We start from the raw sequence: 20,383 nt of genomic DNA, 5'->3' as shown, positions 1-20,383 counted from the left end.
GGCTCAGGCGTTCTTCACGGCAAATTTTATCGGCCGCCGCTTCCCGAATCAACCCGTCTCCTGCGTCACACCGCTCACGGAGCATCCCCCCCAGCCCTCGCTTCTTCATCTTCCTGGGATACAACCGGAGCAACGACCGTCGCCGGTAGCCACAGGGTAAATTGGGAACCCTGACCTAACTCACTTTCGACCTTAATATCTCCCCCCATCATTTGACAGAATTTCTGGGTAATGGTCAAACCCAAACCCGTCCCTCCATATTTGCGAGTCGTCGAGGCATCGGCTTGGGTAAATGGTTTAAAAACTTGCTCCAACTGTTCCCGAGTCATCCCAATTCCGGTATCTTTGACGCGGAAAAAAATCCACTCTTGACCTTCCACTTCATAAGGGGAATGGGATTTTAGAGAGGGATTTTTCCCTTTTAATGGTTTTTCTAGGGTGCGCCTCACTCGTAGTTCAATCTGGCCTTGTTTCGTAAATTTAGCCGCATTGCTCATTAAATTGAGAAGCATTTGCCGCACCTTGGTGATATCAGCATGAAAGTGTCCGATATCTTCCGGACATTGAATCGCCAACTGATTGCCATTTTTATCAATTAGAGGTTGAATGGTCGTGACCACTTCCCAAATGAGCGTATCAATGGCAAAGGTTTCTAATTCCAAACTCATGCGACCGGCTTCAATTTTGGAGAGGTCGAGAATATCACTAATTAAGGAGAGTAATTGTTTTCCGGCCCCGTGAATTTTTTGCAGGTCGGGAATGAAATCGGCTTGACCCAAATCTTCGGCATCTTCCTGGAGAATTTCGCTGTAGCCGATGATGGCATTCAGGGGGGTTCGCAGTTCATGACTCATATTGGCGAGAAAGGCGCTTTTAGCGAGGTTCGCTGCTTCTGCGGCTTCTTTGGCCTTGCGGAATTCGTCGGCGCGTTTGCGTTCGGTGTTGTCACTGACCATTGTCAGCAGACAGGGTTCTCCTTCTAGATCAATTGGTTCAATGGATAGCAGGGCATCGCGAATTTCTCCGGATTTGGTGCGAAACTGGAGTTCAAGGTCGCGGATTGAGCCAAATTGCTCGATTTTACTAAGCATTTGATTGAAGTAATCTCCTTGATGTATCCAGACATCGAGTTCTTCCCAGGTTTTGCCGATCACTTCTGCGGGAGCATAACCCAGCAGGTGCAAAAAACTGTGATTCACATCCACAAACCGCCCTTGAGCCCGGGTACTGATGCTGATTCCCAGGGGGCTGGCTTGAAAGGCTTTCGAGAATCGTTCCTCACTGGCGCGTAAGGCGGCTTCGGCCCGAATCCGAGGGGTGATATCTTGAACTGTAGCTGTAATCCGAAACGGACTAATTTCGCACTGTTCATGAACGATGCGATCTTCCCCATCCCCGCGCAAGAGTCGATATTCCAGGGAGTAGGGTTGATTCTGAGTGATGGCTTTTTTAAAGGCTTTGCGGACTTCGGTGCGATCGCTCGGATGCACATATTTCAGAAACTGTTCGTGACTTGCCTCGAAGCTCTCCGGTTCTTCTCCCAGAATCCGATAAATTTCATCGGACCAATGGAGTGCTTTGCGATCGCGGTCTAAATCCCAGTTGCCCACCTGGGCAATCCGTTGAGCATTATTCAGCCTTTCTTCCCCTTGGCGGAGTAACTCTTCCGCCTGTCGCCTTCTAGCCATGACTGCGGCAAAGATCAGGGCTGTGGCAGCCACCACTCCCATAAAGATTTGCAGGGAGAAAATGGCTTGTTCGGGGTTAATGGCGTGTTTGAGAAAGGGTCCACTTTTTCGGGCTATCCCCCAAATTGCCATACTCGCCACTAACAGGTTCGCCAGGACCGTCCCGCGCAATTCAAAGCGCAGGGCCACCCACATCACCAGGGGAAAGGGTAAATATTCTAGGGGATAGTCTGCGATATAAACCCGAGTTCGCGAACAAAACACCACCCAACTGATGCTCAGCAGCAAGATTGAGAGGAGGATGATTTCTAGGATTTTGGCAACTAATACCCACCGCCTAGATTTGATAGTGCTCGGGCGGAATCGGCTCCAGGTCAAGAGGATTGGGGCAATTAACAACACTCCCATTGCATCTTCTAACCACCATATTTCCCACTTGGCCGCTGCCTCGGGCCAGGTTTGCAGTCCGGCGATTGTAACGAGCAAGACAGACAAACTGGCGTGAATTAGGGTCGAGAGGATTGCGCCGATCCCGATGAATGACCCCACATCCCGCAGCCGTTCCAGGGCCGGATCAAACTCAACTTGTCGCAGCAGGCGCGTCCCTACTATGGCTTGAACCACGCAGGCGATCGCCCCAACACCCGCTACCCAATAGGGTACTCCCTGGTATTGTGCATATAAAAACGCCCCCAGTGCCACCCCGGGCCAAATTTTCATCCCATATAACACCAGTCCAGCCAAGGCAACTCCCGCAGGTGGCCCAAACGGTAATAGATTTTGATCCAATCCTGGAATCCATATCGCTAACATAGCCGCGATCAAGTAACTTGCAGCCAGTATGCCTATGCGGGTCAAGTATTGCCAGAACCGTCCCTGGGTCGGAATCATAAGTTTTCGATTCAAGGGGTGAGTGGGGAGTTGAAAAAACAAACGCTAACTGACGAGAACTAGCGATGAAAGCCGCCAGACTGGAGTGGGCGGATAGTAAAGTGCATCGCCGGGTTTAAACCGCCCCCTTCAAGGTTATGATAGCCGATTTAGGTAATAGAATTCCGATCATTCTATAGCACTTCTTGCCGCAGTCTGACTCGATAATTGATCCGTGGGAGCATCTTGCTCTCTACTGTTGATCCGGTGCAAGATGCTCCCACTCCGTTGGGGAATTGTTCAATTCATTGAGACTCGCTATATTCAGGTTAACAAACTTGAATTCTCCCTCCCAGAAAATTTCCCCTCTTCTCGACTCCGGGTGAATCCTCGATTTGACTGACTCATTCTGCCCTTTACTCCCAGGCTTTAATAGGGTCCCGATCGCGGCTCTCTTTTGGTCCAGGCCAACCTGATGCTAATCTTCCATCACTTCGTTACTTTGGGCACTGTGCCTTTTTACTTTTTAAGGGTTCTCGGGTTCATCGTTAACCGGCGATGGCTCAATATTTGGCCTGAATTTCTCCGCTAAAATTTAATTATTAAAATTTTACCTTCTCTCAAATTCTCCCTCTAATCTCTGCTCCTGAAAAAATTGAGCCGACTTGAGGGGGGCAGAAAATCCCCGCTGATAGTTTTGCTCCGAATCTGTTCCCTGGGAGCATCGGATGCAAATCACCCAATAGACCGATCGATATCACTTAATCATCAGGGATGCGATCGCAGTCAAAGCCCTAAAAAAGGGTCATCTTAGAATAGACCCTCCCCAATTTAACCTCTTCAATTATGAATACTCTCTCCTTAATTCATCCGGGTAATCTTTCCGAACTCTTCTTTCAAATTTATTGGTCAGGACGACTCACCCAGGAACACCGACAATATCTTAGAGCGCTCCTCTTACAAGAGAGTCTCAGCGAAGAAGAACAAAGCTCAATTAATCGTCTCATTTACGCTGTCCGCCGAGGATGGTTAAAATTAACGGACTAAATGGCCTTGACCCATTTCCGGTTTTTCTGTTTCTGCTTTTTTCAGGGCATCTGCTCAGGTTGAAAACAAAATATAAAATCTAAATAGAGAAGGACCCGTTTGGGTCACCGGGGATCAGTTTTACTGGGGATCTCACCCCTCACCCCTCATGGGATTTGGCTCGGAGTATGTATCCTCGGACTGGGTAAAGTTTTAGATCTCAGGGATCAGAAACCAGATTTCTGGCCCATAGAAAGTTATTCCCAAGCAGAGATTTTTCAAGAAACCCGGTTGATAACCTGTACGGGATCGATGGGTTAAGGAAGTACATCTGTGACCACATCGCCCCCGGTCACCACAATAGTTTGCTGCTGAAGTTTGCCCACGGCCTTGGGTCCAGTGACGGTAAACGGGGGGTTCGCTTGGCGATAAAAGACGTTGCCTTCGGCTTGGAACTCTTCAGTGGGAATCACCCAAGTCATGCGATCGGCTTTAAACTCGGTTGAGGGGACCTGGCGGACCCCGGAGACATTCCCGAATAAAGAGATGATGGAAGATGCCAGTTCCAGGGTGCCGCGATCGCCCATTAAGGTCAAGGTTTGCTTCGGATGGACGATAGTAACTCGACGTTCACTGGTGACCTTTTGAGCGTCAATATTCCAGCGCATCAAGTCGCTGTTGATGGTGAGTGGGGGTTCACTCAAGGTAATCTGGACTTGTTGTTCCAGGGTCACCACATTGGTTTCCAGGTTCAGTTCACCGCGATCGCCAATGGCTTTATCACTGGCGGGACAATCTTGGGGCTTTTCACACAAATAACGGTCGATTTGCACCGGGCGATCGCTGATGATTTGGTCCGTCTCCATCTGCCACACCACCGACTCAGAACGCATCTGTAAGGCGGGATTTTTCTGCGTTGTGGCAACGACACTCCCCACGAGTTCCATGCGCTGGGCTTTGCTTTTTAGCCTTGCTTCATTGGCTGTAATTTCCAGATCCGGATGGGTGCCTTGGACGTTATTGCGAACGAGCAGCAAATCTTCTGCGGGTAACCATTCTAATTCCTGAGCACGGATTACGGCTTGATTTTGGAGTGCGGTGGCAACAATCTCGTCCTGGAGCACAATTTTCGAGCCGTCACCATGCACCTGGCCTTGTTTGGACTGGATTTTATAAACCAGTTGACCTTCCTGGAACAGTTCTCCGGTTGGTGTCTCTAAATAGGTAATTTTCTGTTCATCATTATACCGAGCCGAGGGCGATCGCACCTTCCATACGATTTCCCCCTCAGCATTGGCCTGTTCCAGGGTGACATCGTTAAATGTTAACGCTTGCTCCTGGCCTTCGTCTGGCTCGGTGACAACTGGAGTATTGCCCTTTTTAAAAAAGGCACAACTGGGTAAACCCAGTCCTACTAAGGCATATAAAAGCAAAAGGAAAAAACCCGAATTTTTCACTTTTAAATAGGTAGTGTTGATGTCTGAATCCACAAGGATTTAGCGGTCTTCCACATCATCCATCATGCCAATACTGGAAAGGGGTCGGTAGGTATAGTTCGGTTGTCTTGGAGTTTTTTGGATATCTTCCTTGATGGATTCTAGGTCAATATAGCGATCGGCGACGTTAATTAAACTATCGCTGGTCATGGAACGGAGGCTCACGACTTCCACTCTCACCCCGCGATAGCTGACCGCATCTACGGAATAAGCCAGGTCTCCATCCCCACTGACTAACACGGCGGTGTCATAAGAGCCGACTAATGCCATCATATCTACGGCGATTTCTACATCCAAGTTGGCTTTTTTAGAGCCATCAGGAAGTTGAACTAAATCTTTCGAGATCACCCGATAACCATTGCGACGCATCCATAATAAAAATCCCTGTTGTTTTTCATTGGTGCGATCGACGCCGGTATAGAAAAAAGAACGCAGGAGTCGGGAACCGGCTGTTAAGCGACACAGCAGCTTGGTATAGTCAATTTCGATTCCCAACTGCAAAGCGGCATAAAACAAATTGGAGCCATCAATAAAAATGGCAACTCGACCGCGATTTTCTAAAACCTGTTCGGGGGTAAATATGTTGTTGTTTTCTGGATGATGATGCAACATGGTTGTTATTCCTCAGTTTTTTTTATCGGAAAATTGATTTTTCATATTATCTATGATAGAGGGAATCGCCCGGTTGTCACCGGAATCAGGTGAACATCAGGCCATTGATGATATACCGGAACGGTGCCCTAACGCCCCGATCATCCTTGCTTTGGCAATGGGGTGGGGACCCCTCTGTAACCCCACCCCCAATACTCGATAATTCTACTCGCTGTTTTTGGATCAACATTGCCGATCGCCCACCTATGAAGACGCCGGATTGCTCAACTCCAGGCGAGCAAAGACGGGTTTGGCTTCTTTGAGCACGCGATCGCTGCTGAGAATCCCCCAACTCGAATGAGTCGGAAAGTTCAGTGCACTCATGATCGAGGTTTGGTCATTAAAATCAATCGAATATCCCAGTTGCTGATAAATCGCAGTGCTGATATTCGGAATGATCGCAGAGAGTAAGTACGCCGAGAGTCTGACTGATTCTAAAACAGCATAGAGCACTTGCTCAACGGCCTCCTGTTCCCCCTGCTTATAGAGTTTCCAGGGTGCCTGTTCGTCAATGTACTTATTACAGCCTCGCACCAAGGACAGAATCTCTTCACACCCTTGGCTAAATTGCAAGCCCTCATAAGCACGGGTAACGCGATCGCCTAAAGTTACCCCCGCTGCTTTTAAACCATTCTTATCGCCAATTTCCTCGGGATTCACCTTCGGCACCTGACCTTGACAATATTTTTTCACCATGCCCAGGGTCCTATTTAATAAATTCCCCAAGTCGTTGGCCAGATCGGCATTGAGAATATTAATAAATCGAGTTTCGTTAAAATCCCCGTCCCGTCCAAATTCAATTTCTTTCAGAAAGTAGTAACGCAGTGCATCGGATCCATACCGTTCCACTAAATCCACTGGGTCGATAATATTACCCAAAGTTTTGCTAATTTTCTGACCGTCTTTCGTTAAAAACCCATGTCCAAACACTCCCCCGGAAACGGGAACCCCTGCGGACATGAGCATGGCAGGCCAATACACGGCATGAAAGCGCAAAATATCTTTACCAATCAAGTGCAGATTAATTGGTGCCCATTGGGATAAGGCATTCTCCAGGGTCGGTTCTTGATCCGGGTCTAGCAGGGCCGTCACATATCCTAACAGGGCATCAAACCACACATAGAGGGTCTGTTTTGGATCCACCGGCACAGGAAATCCCCAAGCTACATTCACCCGAGAAATGGAGAAATCTTGCAGTCCTTGTTGGACAAAACTCAAAACTTCGTTGCGTCGAATTTCGGGCCGAATAAAATCAGGACGCTCTTGATAAAGGGCCTCTAGTTGGGGTTGGTATTTAGAAAGGCGAAAAAAGTAATTCTGCTCATCCCGCCATTCCACTTGCCGGTTGGGATGCATCGGACAGTGATTGTCTTCTAGCAACTCCCGTTTGTCTTTAAATTCTTCGCAAGCGACACAGTACCAACCCGTTTGCTGGCTTAAATAAATGTCATCATTGTCCCAGACGCGCTGGAAAAATTCCTTGACGATCGCTCCATGACGGGGATTGGTGGTCCGGCTAAACCTGTCGTAGGCAATGTTCAGTTTTTGCCATAATTGGTCAAATCCGGCAGCAATTGTATCGCAGTGTTCTTGGGGCGATCGCCCCAATGCTTCTGCGGTCCGCTCTATTTTTTGCCCATGTTCATCGGTTCCGGTAATCAGCAGGACTGATTTCCCCCGAAGTCGCTCAAACCTCGCCACAACATCGGCGGCAATCGTGGTATAGGCGCTGCCAATGTGAGGCAAATCGTTCACATAGTAAAGCGGTGTTGTAATAGCAAATGTGTTTTTACTGGTCTTGGTAGAGTTCATGGATTCGGTTAAAAACGACCCCCATTCTTTTATTTCGATGGTAACATGAGGGACGGCAAACTTCCATTCTACTCGACATTTCACAAAATTTTTACTAGGATTCCTGGGTTTTCCAGGGAGGTATGCCTCTAAGATATAAAGATTTTATAAAAATTGTTTCCCTTTCTTGCTGAGATTTTTTAAGATTTTCTATAGATTATCCAGGAACGACACCCCCACGGAGGACGATTCGGCAATAGGTTCTGTGGCGATCGGCGGTTTTGAACTACCACCGTCTCCTCCTTTTTTTATCAAAAAAGGAGAAAGATTGATCCCGCCAACCCCTAGGGTGCTAACGTCTTTCACTCAAGTTTTAGAACACCGGACCCAACTAGCTTGACCCCCGGCAATGACCTCGTTCTCCAGTCCCACCCTGTTGAGCCACCGGAGACATTTCCCAAGGCGTCCTCACCCCAAACCCTGAGCGTTTTGTTTCCTCTCCACTCTAACACCGAGGGTTAGTTCAGAACCCAGAATGGGTGGTTCAGGCTCCGAATACTGGCGGCCTGGAAACCAATCAAACTGATTTTTACTTTATAATTGTTTACAAAACCTCTTACGAAAGGTAAAGCTGCTGGGAAGTTGTGAAATTTCCCAAGGCTGTTCATCGATCGCGCCTGTAAAAATGTCCTTACAAGATAGGCCACTGCAAATTTCCCACGGGTTTCTCACCGCCTTTGGCACCCGCACCTTCATCTACTACCGGGATCGCATTCCTGCTGAAGGTGCAGCGCTGATCGTGAGCAATCATCGCAGCTTTATGGATGCCCCCTTATTGATGGCCGGAACAGGACGCTCGATCCACTTTGCCTGCCATCATTATATGGGCCAAGTCCCCCTGTTACGAGAATTTGTGACCGAGTTGGGCTGCTTGGTCTTAGAGTCATACGGGCCCCAACAGCATCGCTTTTTTCGTCAAGGGAGCAAGCTGCTACAACAACAAGCGGCGATCGGAGTCTTTCCCGAAGGCGCAACCCCAATGGTCCGGTTAACCCCTCCGTCAGAAGTTGGGGAGTTTCATCGCGGGTTCGCCCATTTAGCCCTGAGTGCCAAGGTGCCGGAATTGGCGATCGTGCCGGTGGCGATCGCCTCAATGGAAGAACAAGTGCTTTCCGGTCTCCCCGTTCGGATGTTGAGTCTCTTTGACCCCACTGAACCTCATTTCCAACAAGACGGATTTCACCCAATGGTGATTTATCGTCGCGTTAATCTCCTCATCGGTCGCCCCTATTGGATGACTCCGGCACAAAAACAGGGCTATCCTGGTAAATCGGGAAAACGGTTGGTGAATGAAATTACCGATCGCTGCCGGGAAGAAATTGCCGGTTTACTCCGCCAAGGCTGTTACTAACCGGGGTTGAAAACGCAGAATTTTACGGAAGAAAGATATGGGTTCACTGATGCACAATTTTAACGAGCGGTTTCATTTTTCAAACCCCTCGACTTTCCAACCTGACTTACCGTTGTTCGTTTATTTACCGGGCATGGATGGGACCGGACAACTCCTGCGATCGCAACTTAATAAAGGTCTCTCTAACGCTTTTAATATCCAATGTCTAGCCATGCCTGCCCATGATTTATCCTCTTGGGACCAATTAACGGAAAAAGTCGTGGGTTTATTGCGATCGCAATTTCGTCGCAGTCGCCCGGATATGGTTTATCTCTGTGGCGAGTCCTTTGGCGGTTGCTTGGCCCTGAAAATTGCCCTCCATGCCCCAGAACTGTTCGATCGCCTCATATTAGTCAATCCCGCCTCTTGTTTTATGGGCCAAGCTTGGCTACATTTTGGCTCCCACCTGACCGGATGGTTACCCCCCCCCATCTACGCCTTATCGGTCATGGGTTTATTACCCTTTTTAGCCGCCCTCGGTCGCATCGCCCGTTCCGAACGCAATGATTTGTTAGCGGCGATGCAATCCGTCCCTCAACCGACTAGCACTTGGCGAGTCAATTTACTCCGAGAGTTTGAAATGGACTCTCATGAGTTAAGTCGCATCCGTCACCCTGTTTTGGCGATCGCCAGTACCGGCGATCGGCTGTTACCCTCCGCTGCCGAAGCGACCCGCTTAACCTATTCAATTCCCAACGCCAAACAAGTCTTATTACCCGATAGCGGTCATGCTTGTTTACTCGAAACCGATGTCAATCTTTACAAACTCCTCAAAGACCATGATTTTTTAACCCGTCCCAAACCCATCAGTGCAGTCGCCTGAGATGGGAATTGGCCTCTTGACTTCACCCCTAAAACTATGTTATTGTGATTAATCTGGGTCACTAGCTCAATGGTAGAGCATCGGACTCTTAATCCGTTGGTTCGGGGTTCGAGCCCCCGGTGACCCATTTTTAATCGCCCGATTCACCCGGATGGTCTCCAAACCTGGAACGGGTGGATATCAAGGAGTAGGGTGGGCATTGCCCACATAGCTGTTCCGTGGGCAATGCCCACCCTACAATTGCTTGAAACCGCTTGTAAAAAACCGGCATCCTTACGGGTGCCGGTTTTTTAATCCATTTTGCCAGTTCATTTCCGCAACTTGACCTAAATCGGTCAAAAATTGCATCAATAAACAGCAGAGTTTGACCTTCAATAAATCAACCAAAAATCGGAAGAACGGGTTTTACTAAAACCGGAGAAACCAAAAGGCCTTGGTCACTCCTAAAGGATTATAAAATACCCCATTGAAATAAGCCATTTAAGACTTAATCAATCACTTCCAGCCATCCCCGCTTAATAGCATGAGATAGGCGATGGAGGGCGGCCCGGTCTTCTTCATTCAGTCGGGTTACTAATCCCACATTAATCAGTTGAGTGTGTTCATACCGGGTAATGTAACCGGCTTTCCAGGCTTGAAAAAATACGTCTGAAATTCTGGATTGATAAAGCATAGCGTGAACTGGTATCACGACCAATATAAAAGTGATACTCTAAGTATCAACTAAAACTAGGGAATATCCAGTGATCTAAAGAAAAATAGGCTGTGATATCCATCGGGATATACCGTGATTTATATCACAAGTTAACTCAACCTGTCCAGGGCAAAAGAGGCGCGATCGCCGCCACCTCTTTTGATTCTAAAATTCACCAATTTAGTGCATGATTAATCACCCTGAATCAGAGACCAAAGCGTTGATCCCCGACTCAGCGAGACTGAATCGTGAGGACTTGGGGTGGGGTAGCATCCGGGGGATAAATCAAATCCACCTCCACCAGACGGCGATCACCCGGTGGCATTTCCAATGTCGCCAACGCTTCCCCAATTTGTCCCCGACGCTGCACCAAATGCCAATAGCGCGTGGTCGGCACTCCCACATCATTGGTATAGCGAACTCGCACTGTTCCTCGGAAAAATACCTGGGGTCCTGGGGGTTCTAAAAACCGTAACCCTTGTTGCGTTAAAGTCTCTTCTTTCAACGCAGTCTGTAAACTCACCGTCACGGTTTCTGTGGCATTCGTTTCATTAATCAGGGGTAAACGTAAACGGTATTCTAGGGCATAGTTCCCATGAGCAGAATAGGCCGTATCTGGGTAACGGACCAACATCGGTGCACTTTGGGATTGATCGGTGCCCAATCGTCCCCCGGGTAAGGTGCCGATCGCATAGGAAAAGCTTTCTCCTGACCCTGGAATACTCAACCCTTGAATCGTGGGGCGATCGACCAATTGACCCATCCAGGTAGACCCCTGAGACACACCGGAAACTCGACCGTAGATTCTTTGGCCCTCGGTTTGGTCTGGGGGAGTGGGAGTGCGATCGCGCGGCGTTGCCACATCTGCGGTTTCTAAAAGCTGTTGCCATTCCTCCAGAGTCGGTGCGCGCTCATTCCCACTGGCATCCTGCCGCGCATACATCGCCAAACTTGCCACATAAACTCGCCCACTACTGGACAACCGCAGTAAGGTCGAACGACCATTCAGGGGCGGTTCTAAAGTTCGGACCGGAATCGGCAGATTCTTCAACATTTGACTCGACTGGGGCGGAATCACCAGTTGCGCGGGCCAGATATCTTGGCGCTGTCCCCGCAGAATTTCACTGGTGACGCGCCCTCCAGGTCCCGCGAAAACTTCCCCCAAAGGATTCGGAACAAGGGGCGGCAATTGAACAAACGGCGCATCGGGTTGGGAGAGATAACTTGCTCCCTGGAGGATATTCAGGGTAACGGGTTCATTGGTGGGATTATGGACAAGAATTCCCACATACATGGGGGTTAAATCATCGAGTTCTCGGTCCCCAAACACATGATGAGCAAAGATATCAAAGCGACCTTGAAAAGGGAAGTTGAGATGGGCGGAGGGAAATGCTTTGCGATCGGGCGGAAAGGTGGAGAGTAAAATGCCTTCGCTGCCGATTTTTTCGGGACTATTGCTATTAAACATCGGCACATTATCCAGTCCACCGGGTAAGGGACGAACTTCTTGGGGTTGGACAATTTCCTGGGGTTCCGGTGCCGGTTGAGCTTGAGCAATTAAAATGCTTGACAAGAGGGCGAGAATCTGCATGGGGTGAATATTAAGGGGGATGCGATCGGTTTTCTATTGTAGGGGAGAACTGTGGTACACAGGCGCATTGAGCATCGTTCTAGGGTTTCGCGATCGGGTTTGTTTAAAAAAACTAGGCTTACTGTCCCTAATTGGGGATTTAAACCCGGTTTCTAAAGTCTGGCTAATTTTTCTGAACCGACCCTCTGGACACTCTTGTTCGGCTATGAGAACATTTATGTTATAAAAAGTAAACTAAGCCAGTCGTGCAATGACAAATTGAGTTTTATTCGGGGTCAGGCTGAAGTTCGCCGGTATCCGATTGGTTGCTGAAACAATAACCTAAAGTTCAAGCCAAGTTTGCTTGGATTTTTTGCTGGCTTCAGGAACATAAAATTTTAGTAGTAGCGATATTGATTTTTTAGTGGACTATGATTTAGAAAAAATCACCCCTTGGTTTCCAGGGGGGTTATTGCTGGATTTGGAACAGCTATTAAATCGCCAGGTGGATATTGTGACGGTGGATATGTTGAAAGATCGGATTCGCGATCGCATTTTGCTTGAGGCTATCAAGCTATGAGACGAGAAACTGAACGGCTACAAGATATTTGGGAGGCGATATCAGCAATTGAACGTTATGCGAATCAAGGACGGCAAGCATTTGATGAACAAGAACTCATTCAAGTTTGGATAGTTCATCATCTGCAAATTATTGGAGAAGCAGCAAATAGCCTATCTTTTGAGTTCCCTTGACTATACCGAATCTCTTCAAATTCTTGATATAATCTTCCTAAAAAAAGTCAGGAGTCAAAGGTTTTAAAAACTTTTGACTCCTGATGCTTGCAGATAATATCCTGATTTTTTCTAACCCATTGGTTCCGACTTAGAAATCATCAATGAAGGAACTGAGTCGTTGGAGTAAGGGGTCCACGGGTTTGGGGGGGGCGACGGGTTCCGGTTCCGGTTCCGGTTCCCGTTGGGGTTCCGGGATGGGTTCCAGATAGGGTTGTTGAGGCGGTTGATAATTTCCCCGTTGATTATTGAGGGCGATCGCCAACTGTCCCACCTGCAAGCTCAATTGTTGCAACTGCTTTTCCATTGCATCCAACCGACTCGCCTCCCTCGCCGCTACCCGTTCCTCTAAGGACCTCAATTGCCCTTGTAACTCCGCAATGGTGTCCGAGGCATCACTTGATTTCCGCGTCGGTTTCACCGATTCGGGTACATACAAATAATGCCATAGGGCTTCTTTACACAAGTCGCCGAAACTCTTGTGCGGTTGGTTTTGTAACTCTTTCTGCACAACCGCTAACAAGGTTTGGTCGGCTACCTCATCGGTAAATCCGACCCGTTTCTTTGTCTTGCTTAACCAAAAAACCATTAACTTCCAGCCTTAGAGGAGCGAGTGTACGAAGAGGAGGCAAGTTGAGCCTCTCCATACAAATATTGTCCCACAGCATTCGCCGGACGGGACGGTTGGGCCAGATGAACTTTCAAACCGGCTTGTTCAACTAACGGTTTGAGAGCATCGGAGAAAAATTCCCCGCCACCGCCGGTCAAAATCACGTCAGTGACCCGTTCCGGTAACCACTTAATCAACAAATCCGACAGTTCGCGGGCAAATAATTCTCGCAAGTTGGGCAGAAAATCATCCAAATTCGTCGGTTTGGATGCGCCACGAGGACGGAAGAACCGTTGACCCCTGGGTTTATTCACGGCATCGATTAAAGACAAAGATTGACTATCGACGCTAATCGGGGATTGGCTATATGCTTTTTCCACTTCGGTGCCAACGCGCTTGTAAAACTCGCTCATGGCAAAGGGTTCGCTCTTGGATGCTCCGCGTGCGAACCGGAAATTATCTACCATTAAAAAGTCAGCAGTTTGATGTCCGATATCAACGATCGCCACCGATGTCTTAGCAAATTCCGGGGACACCCCTTTTTTATCCACCTTCTCCTGAGCTTCACACCAGATTAAGCTGCCATATCCTTCCGGCATCACCCAAACTTTGGTGATATTCAGGGTCACTTGCTCACCGCGATAGCTCATCACATGAGGCGAAGTCAGCAAACTGGTAATTTCCTCTTTTTCCCGCTCAAACTCTTCTTGAGAATGATAAGGCAGACCCAGGACAACCACTAAATCATCTTTGAGTCCAAAGTAAGCGGCGCTGGCGAGGACTTTCACCAGGGCATTTTCCACTTTCCGTTCGCCAACCCCGAGACTTGCGCCAAAGTCAGCCGCCAACTGACCGATCGCATAACCGCGCCCTTGATACTCCAACCACATATCCAATAATGGATCCGTAGGCCGAGATTCAAATTCCCCACCGCGCACTTTTTCTACAGGGACTTGGGCCACATTAGACGGAATAAATACCACTTGGTTGGGATCGCGGCTGACACAAGCTTTTGTTGCTGTGCGGCCCAAATCAACGCTCAGAATGGAAGTTCTAAAGGAATTACTAGACGCTTTGCTAGTAACTACCGTATTTGTAGGCTGTTGGATCGTCATTAAATTTTATAACCTCCCCTAAATTTACCAGTATCTTGCCACCAAACCCCTAAGATATCAGGATTTTGCTGTTTTAAAATCTTAAGACTATCTAGGATTTCCTTCAATCACCGCGATACAGTCAATCTCAACGAGTACATCTTTAGGTAAACGTGATACTTGGACTGTTGCGCGGGCCGGTGCAGTGGCTTCATCGAAATATTTAGCATAAACGGCATTCATCGCAGCAAAATCATTCATATCTGCCAAAAAAACCGTGGTTTTTACCACATCGTCAAAGGTGGCACCGGCAGCGGTGAGGATAGCATTTAGATTTGCCATCACTTGGATAGTCTGTTTGACCACATCACCTTCCCCGACTAGGGTCCCGGTATTGGGGTCTAGGCAGATTTGACCCGCAACAAAGACGAACTGACCCGTGGCGACGATCGCCTGATTGTAAGGTCCAACGGGTGCGGGTGCTTGGTCTGTCTGAATGATTGTTTTAGTCATTGAGATTAGATTTTCAAGAACGGGTGATACCCGGACGGTTTAGCTGGCTTGTGAATTGAAATGGAAAACACATTTGTGAACTACCCGACGCTGACCTTACGGTACAGTGCGGGCTTCCTACCCAGCAGATTGCGAGACAGTAGATTTCTTGCGTCCTCTACTATCTCGTCTTACACCTGGACGATAGGCGATCTCCCCCGTTCCAGAGGATAAAATCCGCAGTCCTTCATCTCGGATATTCTTGGCAGCGTTTATATCTCTATCATGCTTCGTTTGGCACTTTTCACACTGCCAAGTCCTGACACCAAGGGTCAAGCTTCTGACTTGATTGAGGCAAACATTGCAGGTTTTGGAGCTAGGAAAGAATCGGTCTACTTCTAGGTAAACTTTCCCTTCTTGCTCTGCTTTGTACTTCAGCAGGGTACAGAACTGGCCCCATCCCACTTGGCTGATTGCTTTAGCCAGACAGTGGTTTCTGACCAGGTTCCTAACTGCTAGATTTTCTACCACTATGACTTGGTTTTCGTTGACTATCCTGCGCGATAGTTTGTGGTGAAAATCTGACCGGCATCGAGATATTTTGTTATGTACCCCGGATACCTGCTTACGGGTTTTGTTACGGTTGTTAGAACCCTTTTGTCTTCTGGACAACCGTTTTTGTTTAGCTCTTAGATTTTTCTCATGTTTAGCCAACCAACGGGGATTGTCAAATTTAGACCCATCGGAGGTGATAGCAAAATGAGTCAAGCCTAAATCAATACCGACTGCTTTACCTTCGGTCGTTTTTTCTGGGATATCTTTCCCATCATCGACTAAAACAGAGGCAAAGTATTGGCATGAGGCATTCATCGACACAGTGACTGTTCTGATTGCCCCTTCAATAGGTCTATGTAGTCTGGCATGAACAATCCCCATCTTGGGAAATTTGATGCCATCTTCTACGATTGAGACATTCTGAGGATAACTAATAGATTGGGTACGGTGCTTTGATTTGAATTGAGGATAAGAAGCCCTCCCTTCAAAAAAGTTTATAAAAGCCCTAGACAAATTTAGTGCAACAACCTGTAAGCATTGGGAATAAGGCTCTTTCATCCATTCGTGTTCTTTCTTGAGATTAGTTATCTCTTTCTGAATGGCAAAGCGACCTAGACCCTTCCCTGTAGCTTTGTAGGTTTCGTTGGTAAGATTGAGAGCGTAGTTCCATGCGAATCGTAAGCAACCAAAACTCTGAGCAAGGTGTTCCCTTTGCTCGAAGGTTGGATAAATTCTGTATTTGGTTGCTCTCAGCATTACCGTAAAAATAATTTGCGATAAAATTATAGCATGACAATTCCAGTGATTGTCAATTTTCAGGGCATCGACCCCTTTAATTGACTTGAGGGATCCATGTATCCCGACCCTGACCATTCTGGTACAGCCCGGGACTTATAGCCCCTCAAACTCCCCAGAAGTTAATCCTGTGTTCAGGGATATTTTACCTAGATTAACGATCTCATTCTCCCTGGATCTTGCGCTTGTTCTGCCGGTTCACTTAAACCCCTTCAGGAATGAACATTAACGGAGTAAGGAACGGCGCGATCGCCTCTGGGTTGGAACCGGGGTTATTTCTAGGGATTGCTAGTCCATCTTCCTGACCCTAATTCCACTGGGCTACTTTTTGTGCCCCCTGGCGATCGCAATCCAAGGCCCTCGAAGCTGTTCGCCATCACCGAGGGACTTCAAAAAAAACAGCCTTTCATAGTTTACTCCAAGGGGCACTGGTGGAATCGCGATCTATTTTAGCAGGAGCGGCTTTCAATCTGAGCATAATGAACCGAACAATCGCGGCCCTTGTCCTTCGCTCGATACAGGGCGCGATCGGCTTCTTGAATCAGGGTCTCCAAAGATGACTCAACTCCAGGCATCGCCGTCGCAATTCCCACACTCAAGGTAATGTATCCACAGGTAGGAGATGCCCGATGGGGAACTTGTAATGCCTTCACCCCCTCGCGGATGGTTTCCCCGACGGAGATGGCCCCATCCGCATCGGTGTCGGGTAAAATCACAGCAAATTCTTCGCCACCATAGCGCGCTACAAAATCTAAGGGCCTTTTGCTGGCTTTTTGAATGGCAACTGCAACTTGTTTGAGAGATTCATCCCCAGCTTGATGGCCGTAGGTGTCATTATAGGGTTTAAAAAAATCGATATCGCATAGAATCAACGAGAGTGGGGTGCGCTCACGCTCCATCTGTCGCCATTCTCGTTCTAAATATTCATTAAAATGACGCCGATTTGATAACAGGGTTAATCCATCCCGAGTTGCCAATTGCTGCAACTGTTGATTTGCTTCTTTGAGCTGTTCATACAGTTGGGATTGTTGGGTGGCAATTCCCACCTGGGTTGCCAATTGACTGAGCAACTTAATTTCTGACTGCTGCCATCGTCGAGGTGCCGCACAGTGGTGAGCAATCAGTAATCCCCATAACCCACTACTTTGGACAATGGGCACCATTAACATCGCCTTGACTTCCACCTCAGTTAAAAAATTAACCTGAAACTCGCTCACCCAAGCTTGAGTAATATCCTCAACCTGATAAATTCCCCCCAACTTTTGCAGGGATAAATCCAGTTTTCCTAATAAGGGATCCCGAATAGTTAGCCCTAAAATGGAGCAGTATTCTGAATTAACCGATTCCGCTACCATCTCGCCGGTGCAATCCGAGCCTAAGCGACAAATTGCCACGCGATCGCACTGTAAAAATTGCCTCACCTGGACCACCGTCGTTTGTAAAATCTCTTTCAAATCCAACGACTGTCGGATCCGCTCTTGCATGGCAGATATCAACCGTTCTCGGTCCGCTTGTTCTCTTAAAGAGGCTTCAATATGAACCCGATAAGTAATATCCCGCAGGATTGCCTGCTGAACTTTCAGACCCTCTCCCCATTGGACTACACTACAACTAATATCCGCCCACAGAGTTTCCCCATCTTTTTGGCGGAGTTGGGTATTTGGCAACCATCCGCCTCCGATTTTTGCCGTTAAGGCGAACATAGAGATCACTCTTTCCCGTTCTTGGGGGGGCAAAATTTGACTGGCATGGAGGGTGACAAATTCTTCTTTGGTATAACCTAATAGTTCCTCGGCTTTTTTGTTGGATTCTAAAAAATTACCCTCCAAATCCGTGAGTAATATTGCATCTCCGGCATCATTCATTAAGGAGCGATATTTGGCTTCGGATTCGGCAAGGGCAGATTGGGCTTTTTTCTGTTCGGTAATATCTAAGGCGGTTCCAAAGAGCCTCATGGGTTTTCCGGTTTCACTAAATACCACCTCCGCCCTTGCTTCAATATAACGGAGGGTGCGATCGCTTTGCCAAATTCTCAGTTCAACTTCATTGGCGCTCCCTTGTGCCAGGGCTTCTCGAATCAGATTCCTCCAACTTTTTCTATCTTTTGGGTGTAGCTGATTCACCAGGTGAAAATAGCTTACTTCGGAATTCAAAGGGGAGTCAAAAATTCTTAAAAATTCTTCAGAAACGGTTATTTTTTTAGACTCAACCTCATATTCCCAGCTTCCCACATGAGCGACTCTTTGTGCTCGGGCGAGATTCGCTTCACTCTTCTGGAGGGATTCAATCAATTGATTTTTTTCTATATCGGCATTTTTACGCGCCGTAATGTCTCGCACAATAGCCACGACTTCATCATCTCCACTGGCAATCAGTCTAGCTTCATAGACCGAAACTTCACCGCCGATTTCTAGTTGATATTCAAACACTTGTATCTCTCCAGTTTCCAAGGTCTGTTGGATATATCTCATGGATTTTTCGGCAATATTTGGGGGCATGACATCCACCACTTTTAAGCCTTGAAAAATTTGCGGTTTGATTAAATTGCTAAAATTAGCCGGTTTAAAATCTAAGTAGGTTCCATCTCCTTTCACTCTAAACATTAAATCGGGGATGGTATTAAGTAAGGCTCGATTGGTGGTTTCACTTTTAATTAAAGATTCTTCAGCCCGCTTGCGTTCCGTGATATCATGGGTAATTCCTAAAATCTGATAAATTTCTCCCCGGTCATTCAGCAAGGGAATGTAAGCGATCGCTGCGCTCCATTGGGTATTATTTAAAGCAATGTTACATTCTCCTTTTTGAGGACTTTTTGTCTCAATAGCTTCCTGAAGTAGGGGAAGATAGTTATCAGTGACTGCTGGGGGAAATAATTCTTCATCCCGGCGATTGATAATCTGTTCTTCGGTATAGCCACTCACTTGGATCCCATTGGTGTTAATAAATTGAATGCGGCGATCGGCATCATAAATTACAAAGGTATCTGGGAAGTGGTCCAGGGCTTTTCTAAACCTCATTTCACTTTCTTTTAACGCTATTTCTGTTTTTTTGCCTTCGTTAATCTCGATATAGGCGATGACAAATCCATAATTTGAAAGCGGAATCGGTACAGCTATAATATTCAGCCAGTCTAATTCTCCCTCCCCGGAAGCAATTCCCACTTGTAAACTTTGGATCACTCCATTTTTGGCATTTTCTGTTAAAACCAGTCTTCTGGAAAATTCTTCGAGATTCAGCGGAGTCCCTTCCCTAAAAATGAGCCGGTAATCTCTATCCGGTTGGACCTCTTCTTGTGAGCTGATAACCAGAGCATCTAAATAATTTAATGAAGCAGGATTTGATTCTATAATATTCCCTTCAGAGTCTGTAACGGAAATTCCCAGGGGGAAAATATCAAAGATAGTTTGGTATTTTTCTGCCAATTCTTCAGTGGGTTTCTCACGGGAGGAGACTGGGGAAAAAGTCTCAATGGTTGCCACCGCAAATAGTGGATTTTCTGCCCCGTCTAGCCTCATGGATAGGTTCTGTTTGACCCAGATTTCTTTTCCATCTTTTCCGATTAATCTTTTTTCTATTTCATATCCCTCTCTCTTTCTGGCAATACACTCTTCCATGAGAGCCTCCTCTACTTGACAGTCTTCGGGATGAGTAATCTGACTATATTCCAGATGCAATAGTTCTTCTGCCTCATACCCCAGCAGGGTTTGTAAAAAAGGGTTGGTTTGCAATAATTTTCCAGTCAAATCCCAAAGCGCTAACCCAATCGCCGCTCGTTCCACTATGATTTGGAAGTATCTATCGTGAATGGTTCCACCCGGCTTGACGGAATCAGGGGTTTGACTAATTTGGCGTTCAACATTCATAACCCTACCTTTTTTACTGCGAATTTTATTACCCTTTAATCGGCTATTTTTTTAAATTAAATTTTGTTCTTATGCGAATTAGCAAGATGTAAAATTAGTGATAATTTGATAAATTTTTATGTA

Annotated in this window: 16 protein-coding genes and 1 tRNA gene; 6 read left to right on the top strand and 11 right to left on the bottom strand. The window is 47.2% G+C overall.

Annotated elements, in window-relative coordinates; genetic code table 11:
- Window positions 1–74 precede the first annotated feature (74 nt).
- Window positions 75–2,579 (bottom strand): MASE1 domain-containing protein, encoded by a 2,505-nt coding sequence (locus NG795_RS16345; RefSeq protein ID WP_367289713.1) that lies wholly within the window; start codon window positions 2,577–2,579, stop codon window positions 75–77.
- 825 nt (window positions 2,580–3,404) lie between these two features.
- Here NG795_RS16345 and NG795_RS16340 point away from each other — a divergent pair.
- Entirely contained in the window at window positions 3,405–3,605 is a 201-nt protein-coding gene (locus NG795_RS16340; protein WP_367289712.1) for a hypothetical protein, read from the top strand.
- 296 nt (window positions 3,606–3,901) lie between these two features.
- Here NG795_RS16340 and lptC read toward each other — a convergent pair whose 3' ends face one another.
- The 3 genes from lptC to metG all read right to left on the bottom strand — a co-directional run bounded on the left by lptC (window position 3,902) and on the right by metG (window position 7,543).
- Entirely contained in the window at window positions 3,902–5,041 is a 1,140-nt protein-coding gene (gene lptC, locus NG795_RS16335) for an LPS export ABC transporter periplasmic protein LptC (RefSeq protein WP_367289711.1), read from the bottom strand.
- 39 nt (window positions 5,042–5,080) lie between these two features.
- Entirely contained in the window at window positions 5,081–5,692 is a 612-nt protein-coding gene (locus NG795_RS16330; RefSeq protein WP_015146666.1) for a LabA-like NYN domain-containing protein, read from the bottom strand.
- Between the two features lie 243 nt (window positions 5,693–5,935).
- Complete coding sequence (metG, locus tag NG795_RS16325) at window positions 5,936–7,543, bottom strand: methionine--tRNA ligase (RefSeq protein ID WP_367289710.1); 1,608 nt, start codon at window positions 7,541–7,543, stop codon at window positions 5,936–5,938.
- 664 nt (window positions 7,544–8,207) lie between these two features.
- Between metG and NG795_RS16320 the strand changes: the two genes are divergently transcribed.
- The 3 genes from NG795_RS16320 to NG795_RS16310 all read left to right on the top strand — a co-directional run bounded on the left by NG795_RS16320 (window position 8,208) and on the right by NG795_RS16310 (window position 9,922).
- Window positions 8,208–8,933, top strand: coding sequence for a lysophospholipid acyltransferase family protein (locus NG795_RS16320; RefSeq protein WP_367289709.1), 726 nt, complete (start codon window positions 8,208–8,210; stop codon window positions 8,931–8,933).
- A 49-nt stretch (window positions 8,934–8,982) separates the two neighbouring features.
- Window positions 8,983–9,795, top strand: coding sequence for an alpha/beta fold hydrolase (locus NG795_RS16315; protein ID WP_367289708.1), 813 nt, complete (start codon window positions 8,983–8,985; stop codon window positions 9,793–9,795).
- 55 nt (window positions 9,796–9,850) lie between these two features.
- Window positions 9,851–9,922, top strand: a tRNA-Lys gene (locus tag NG795_RS16310).
- Between the two features lie 360 nt (window positions 9,923–10,282).
- Here NG795_RS16310 and NG795_RS16305 read toward each other — a convergent pair.
- Both NG795_RS16305 and NG795_RS16300 read right to left on the bottom strand, forming a co-directional pair.
- Window positions 10,283–10,468: a hypothetical protein gene (locus NG795_RS16305; protein ID WP_015146670.1), complete on the bottom strand. Its 186-nt coding sequence runs from the start codon at window positions 10,466–10,468 to the stop codon at window positions 10,283–10,285.
- 253 nt (window positions 10,469–10,721) lie between these two features.
- Window positions 10,722–12,074, bottom strand: coding sequence for a DUF3370 domain-containing protein (locus tag NG795_RS16300; RefSeq protein WP_436836058.1), 1,353 nt, complete (start codon window positions 12,072–12,074; stop codon window positions 10,722–10,724).
- Window positions 12,075–12,483: 409 nt separating this feature from the next.
- Between NG795_RS16300 and NG795_RS16295 the strand changes: the two genes are divergently transcribed.
- Window positions 12,484–12,639: a hypothetical protein gene (locus NG795_RS16295; protein ID WP_367289706.1), complete on the top strand. Its 156-nt coding sequence runs from the start codon at window positions 12,484–12,486 to the stop codon at window positions 12,637–12,639.
- Window positions 12,636–12,812: a HepT-like ribonuclease domain-containing protein gene (locus NG795_RS16290; protein ID WP_367289705.1), complete on the top strand. Its 177-nt coding sequence runs from the start codon at window positions 12,636–12,638 to the stop codon at window positions 12,810–12,812. Before NG795_RS16295 ends, NG795_RS16290 begins: the two co-directional genes overlap by 4 nt.
- A gap of 130 nt (window positions 12,813–12,942) precedes the next feature.
- On the opposite strand, the gene fcmC is transcribed toward NG795_RS16290, so the two are convergent.
- From fcmC to NG795_RS16265, 5 genes are all read right to left on the bottom strand, one after another.
- On the bottom strand, window positions 12,943–13,440 hold the full coding sequence (fcmC, locus tag NG795_RS16285; protein ID WP_367289704.1) for a filament morphology membrane protein FcmC: 498 nt from the start codon (window positions 13,438–13,440) through the stop codon (window positions 12,943–12,945).
- Complete coding sequence (gene fcmB / locus NG795_RS16280) at window positions 13,440–14,576, bottom strand: filament morphology actin-like protein FcmB (RefSeq protein WP_367289703.1); 1,137 nt, start codon at window positions 14,574–14,576, stop codon at window positions 13,440–13,442. The genes fcmC and fcmB overlap by 1 nt, the downstream gene beginning before the upstream one ends.
- Window positions 14,577–14,663: 87 nt before the next feature.
- Window positions 14,664–15,068, bottom strand: a complete 405-nt coding sequence (locus tag NG795_RS16275) for a RidA family protein (RefSeq protein ID WP_367289702.1) — start codon at window positions 15,066–15,068, stop codon at window positions 14,664–14,666.
- Between the two features lie 117 nt (window positions 15,069–15,185).
- Complete coding sequence (locus NG795_RS16270) at window positions 15,186–16,358, bottom strand: RNA-guided endonuclease InsQ/TnpB family protein (protein WP_367289701.1); 1,173 nt, start codon at window positions 16,356–16,358, stop codon at window positions 15,186–15,188.
- Window positions 16,359–16,846: 488 nt separating this feature from the next.
- Window positions 16,847–20,260: a PAS domain S-box protein gene (locus NG795_RS16265; RefSeq protein ID WP_367289700.1), complete on the bottom strand. Its 3,414-nt coding sequence runs from the start codon at window positions 20,258–20,260 to the stop codon at window positions 16,847–16,849.
- Window positions 20,261–20,383 lie beyond the last annotated feature (123 nt).

The sequence above is a fragment of the Laspinema palackyanum D2c genome (assembly GCF_025370875.1).
GTDB classification, from domain to species: Bacteria; Cyanobacteriota; Cyanobacteriia; order Cyanobacteriales; family Laspinemataceae; genus Laspinema; species Laspinema palackyanum.
The sequence above is the reverse complement of the archived record's forward strand: the minus strand, read 5'-3'. Positions and strand labels throughout refer to the sequence as shown.

Excerpts from the sequence above, each read along its gene's own strand:
- NG795_RS16345 (WP_367289713.1), bottom strand. The coding sequence starts at position 2,579 with ATGATTCCGACCCAGGGACGGTTCTGGCAATACTTGACCCGCATAGGC.
- NG795_RS16340 (WP_367289712.1), top strand. The coding sequence starts at position 3,405 with ATGAATACTCTCTCCTTAATTCATCCGGGTAATCTTTCCGAACTCTTC.
- NG795_RS16330 (WP_015146666.1), bottom strand. The coding sequence starts at position 5,692 with ATGTTGCATCATCATCCAGAAAACAACAACATATTTACCCCCGAACAG.
- metG (WP_367289710.1), bottom strand. The coding sequence starts at position 7,543 with ATGAACTCTACCAAGACCAGTAAAAACACATTTGCTATTACAACACCG.
- NG795_RS16320 (WP_367289709.1), top strand. The coding sequence starts at position 8,208 with ATGTCCTTACAAGATAGGCCACTGCAAATTTCCCACGGGTTTCTCACC.
- NG795_RS16315 (WP_367289708.1), top strand. The coding sequence starts at position 8,983 with ATGCACAATTTTAACGAGCGGTTTCATTTTTCAAACCCCTCGACTTTC.
- NG795_RS16305 (WP_015146670.1), bottom strand. The coding sequence starts at position 10,468 with ATGCTTTATCAATCCAGAATTTCAGACGTATTTTTTCAAGCCTGGAAA.
- NG795_RS16290 (WP_367289705.1), top strand. The coding sequence starts at position 12,636 with ATGAGACGAGAAACTGAACGGCTACAAGATATTTGGGAGGCGATATCA.
- fcmC (WP_367289704.1), bottom strand. The coding sequence starts at position 13,440 with ATGGTTTTTTGGTTAAGCAAGACAAAGAAACGGGTCGGATTTACCGAT.
- fcmB (WP_367289703.1), bottom strand. The coding sequence starts at position 14,576 with ATGACGATCCAACAGCCTACAAATACGGTAGTTACTAGCAAAGCGTCT.
- NG795_RS16275 (WP_367289702.1), bottom strand. The coding sequence starts at position 15,068 with ATGACTAAAACAATCATTCAGACAGACCAAGCACCCGCACCCGTTGGA.
- NG795_RS16270 (WP_367289701.1), bottom strand. The coding sequence starts at position 16,358 with ATGCTGAGAGCAACCAAATACAGAATTTATCCAACCTTCGAGCAAAGG.
- NG795_RS16265 (WP_367289700.1), bottom strand. The coding sequence starts at position 20,260 with ATGAATGTTGAACGCCAAATTAGTCAAACCCCTGATTCCGTCAAGCCG.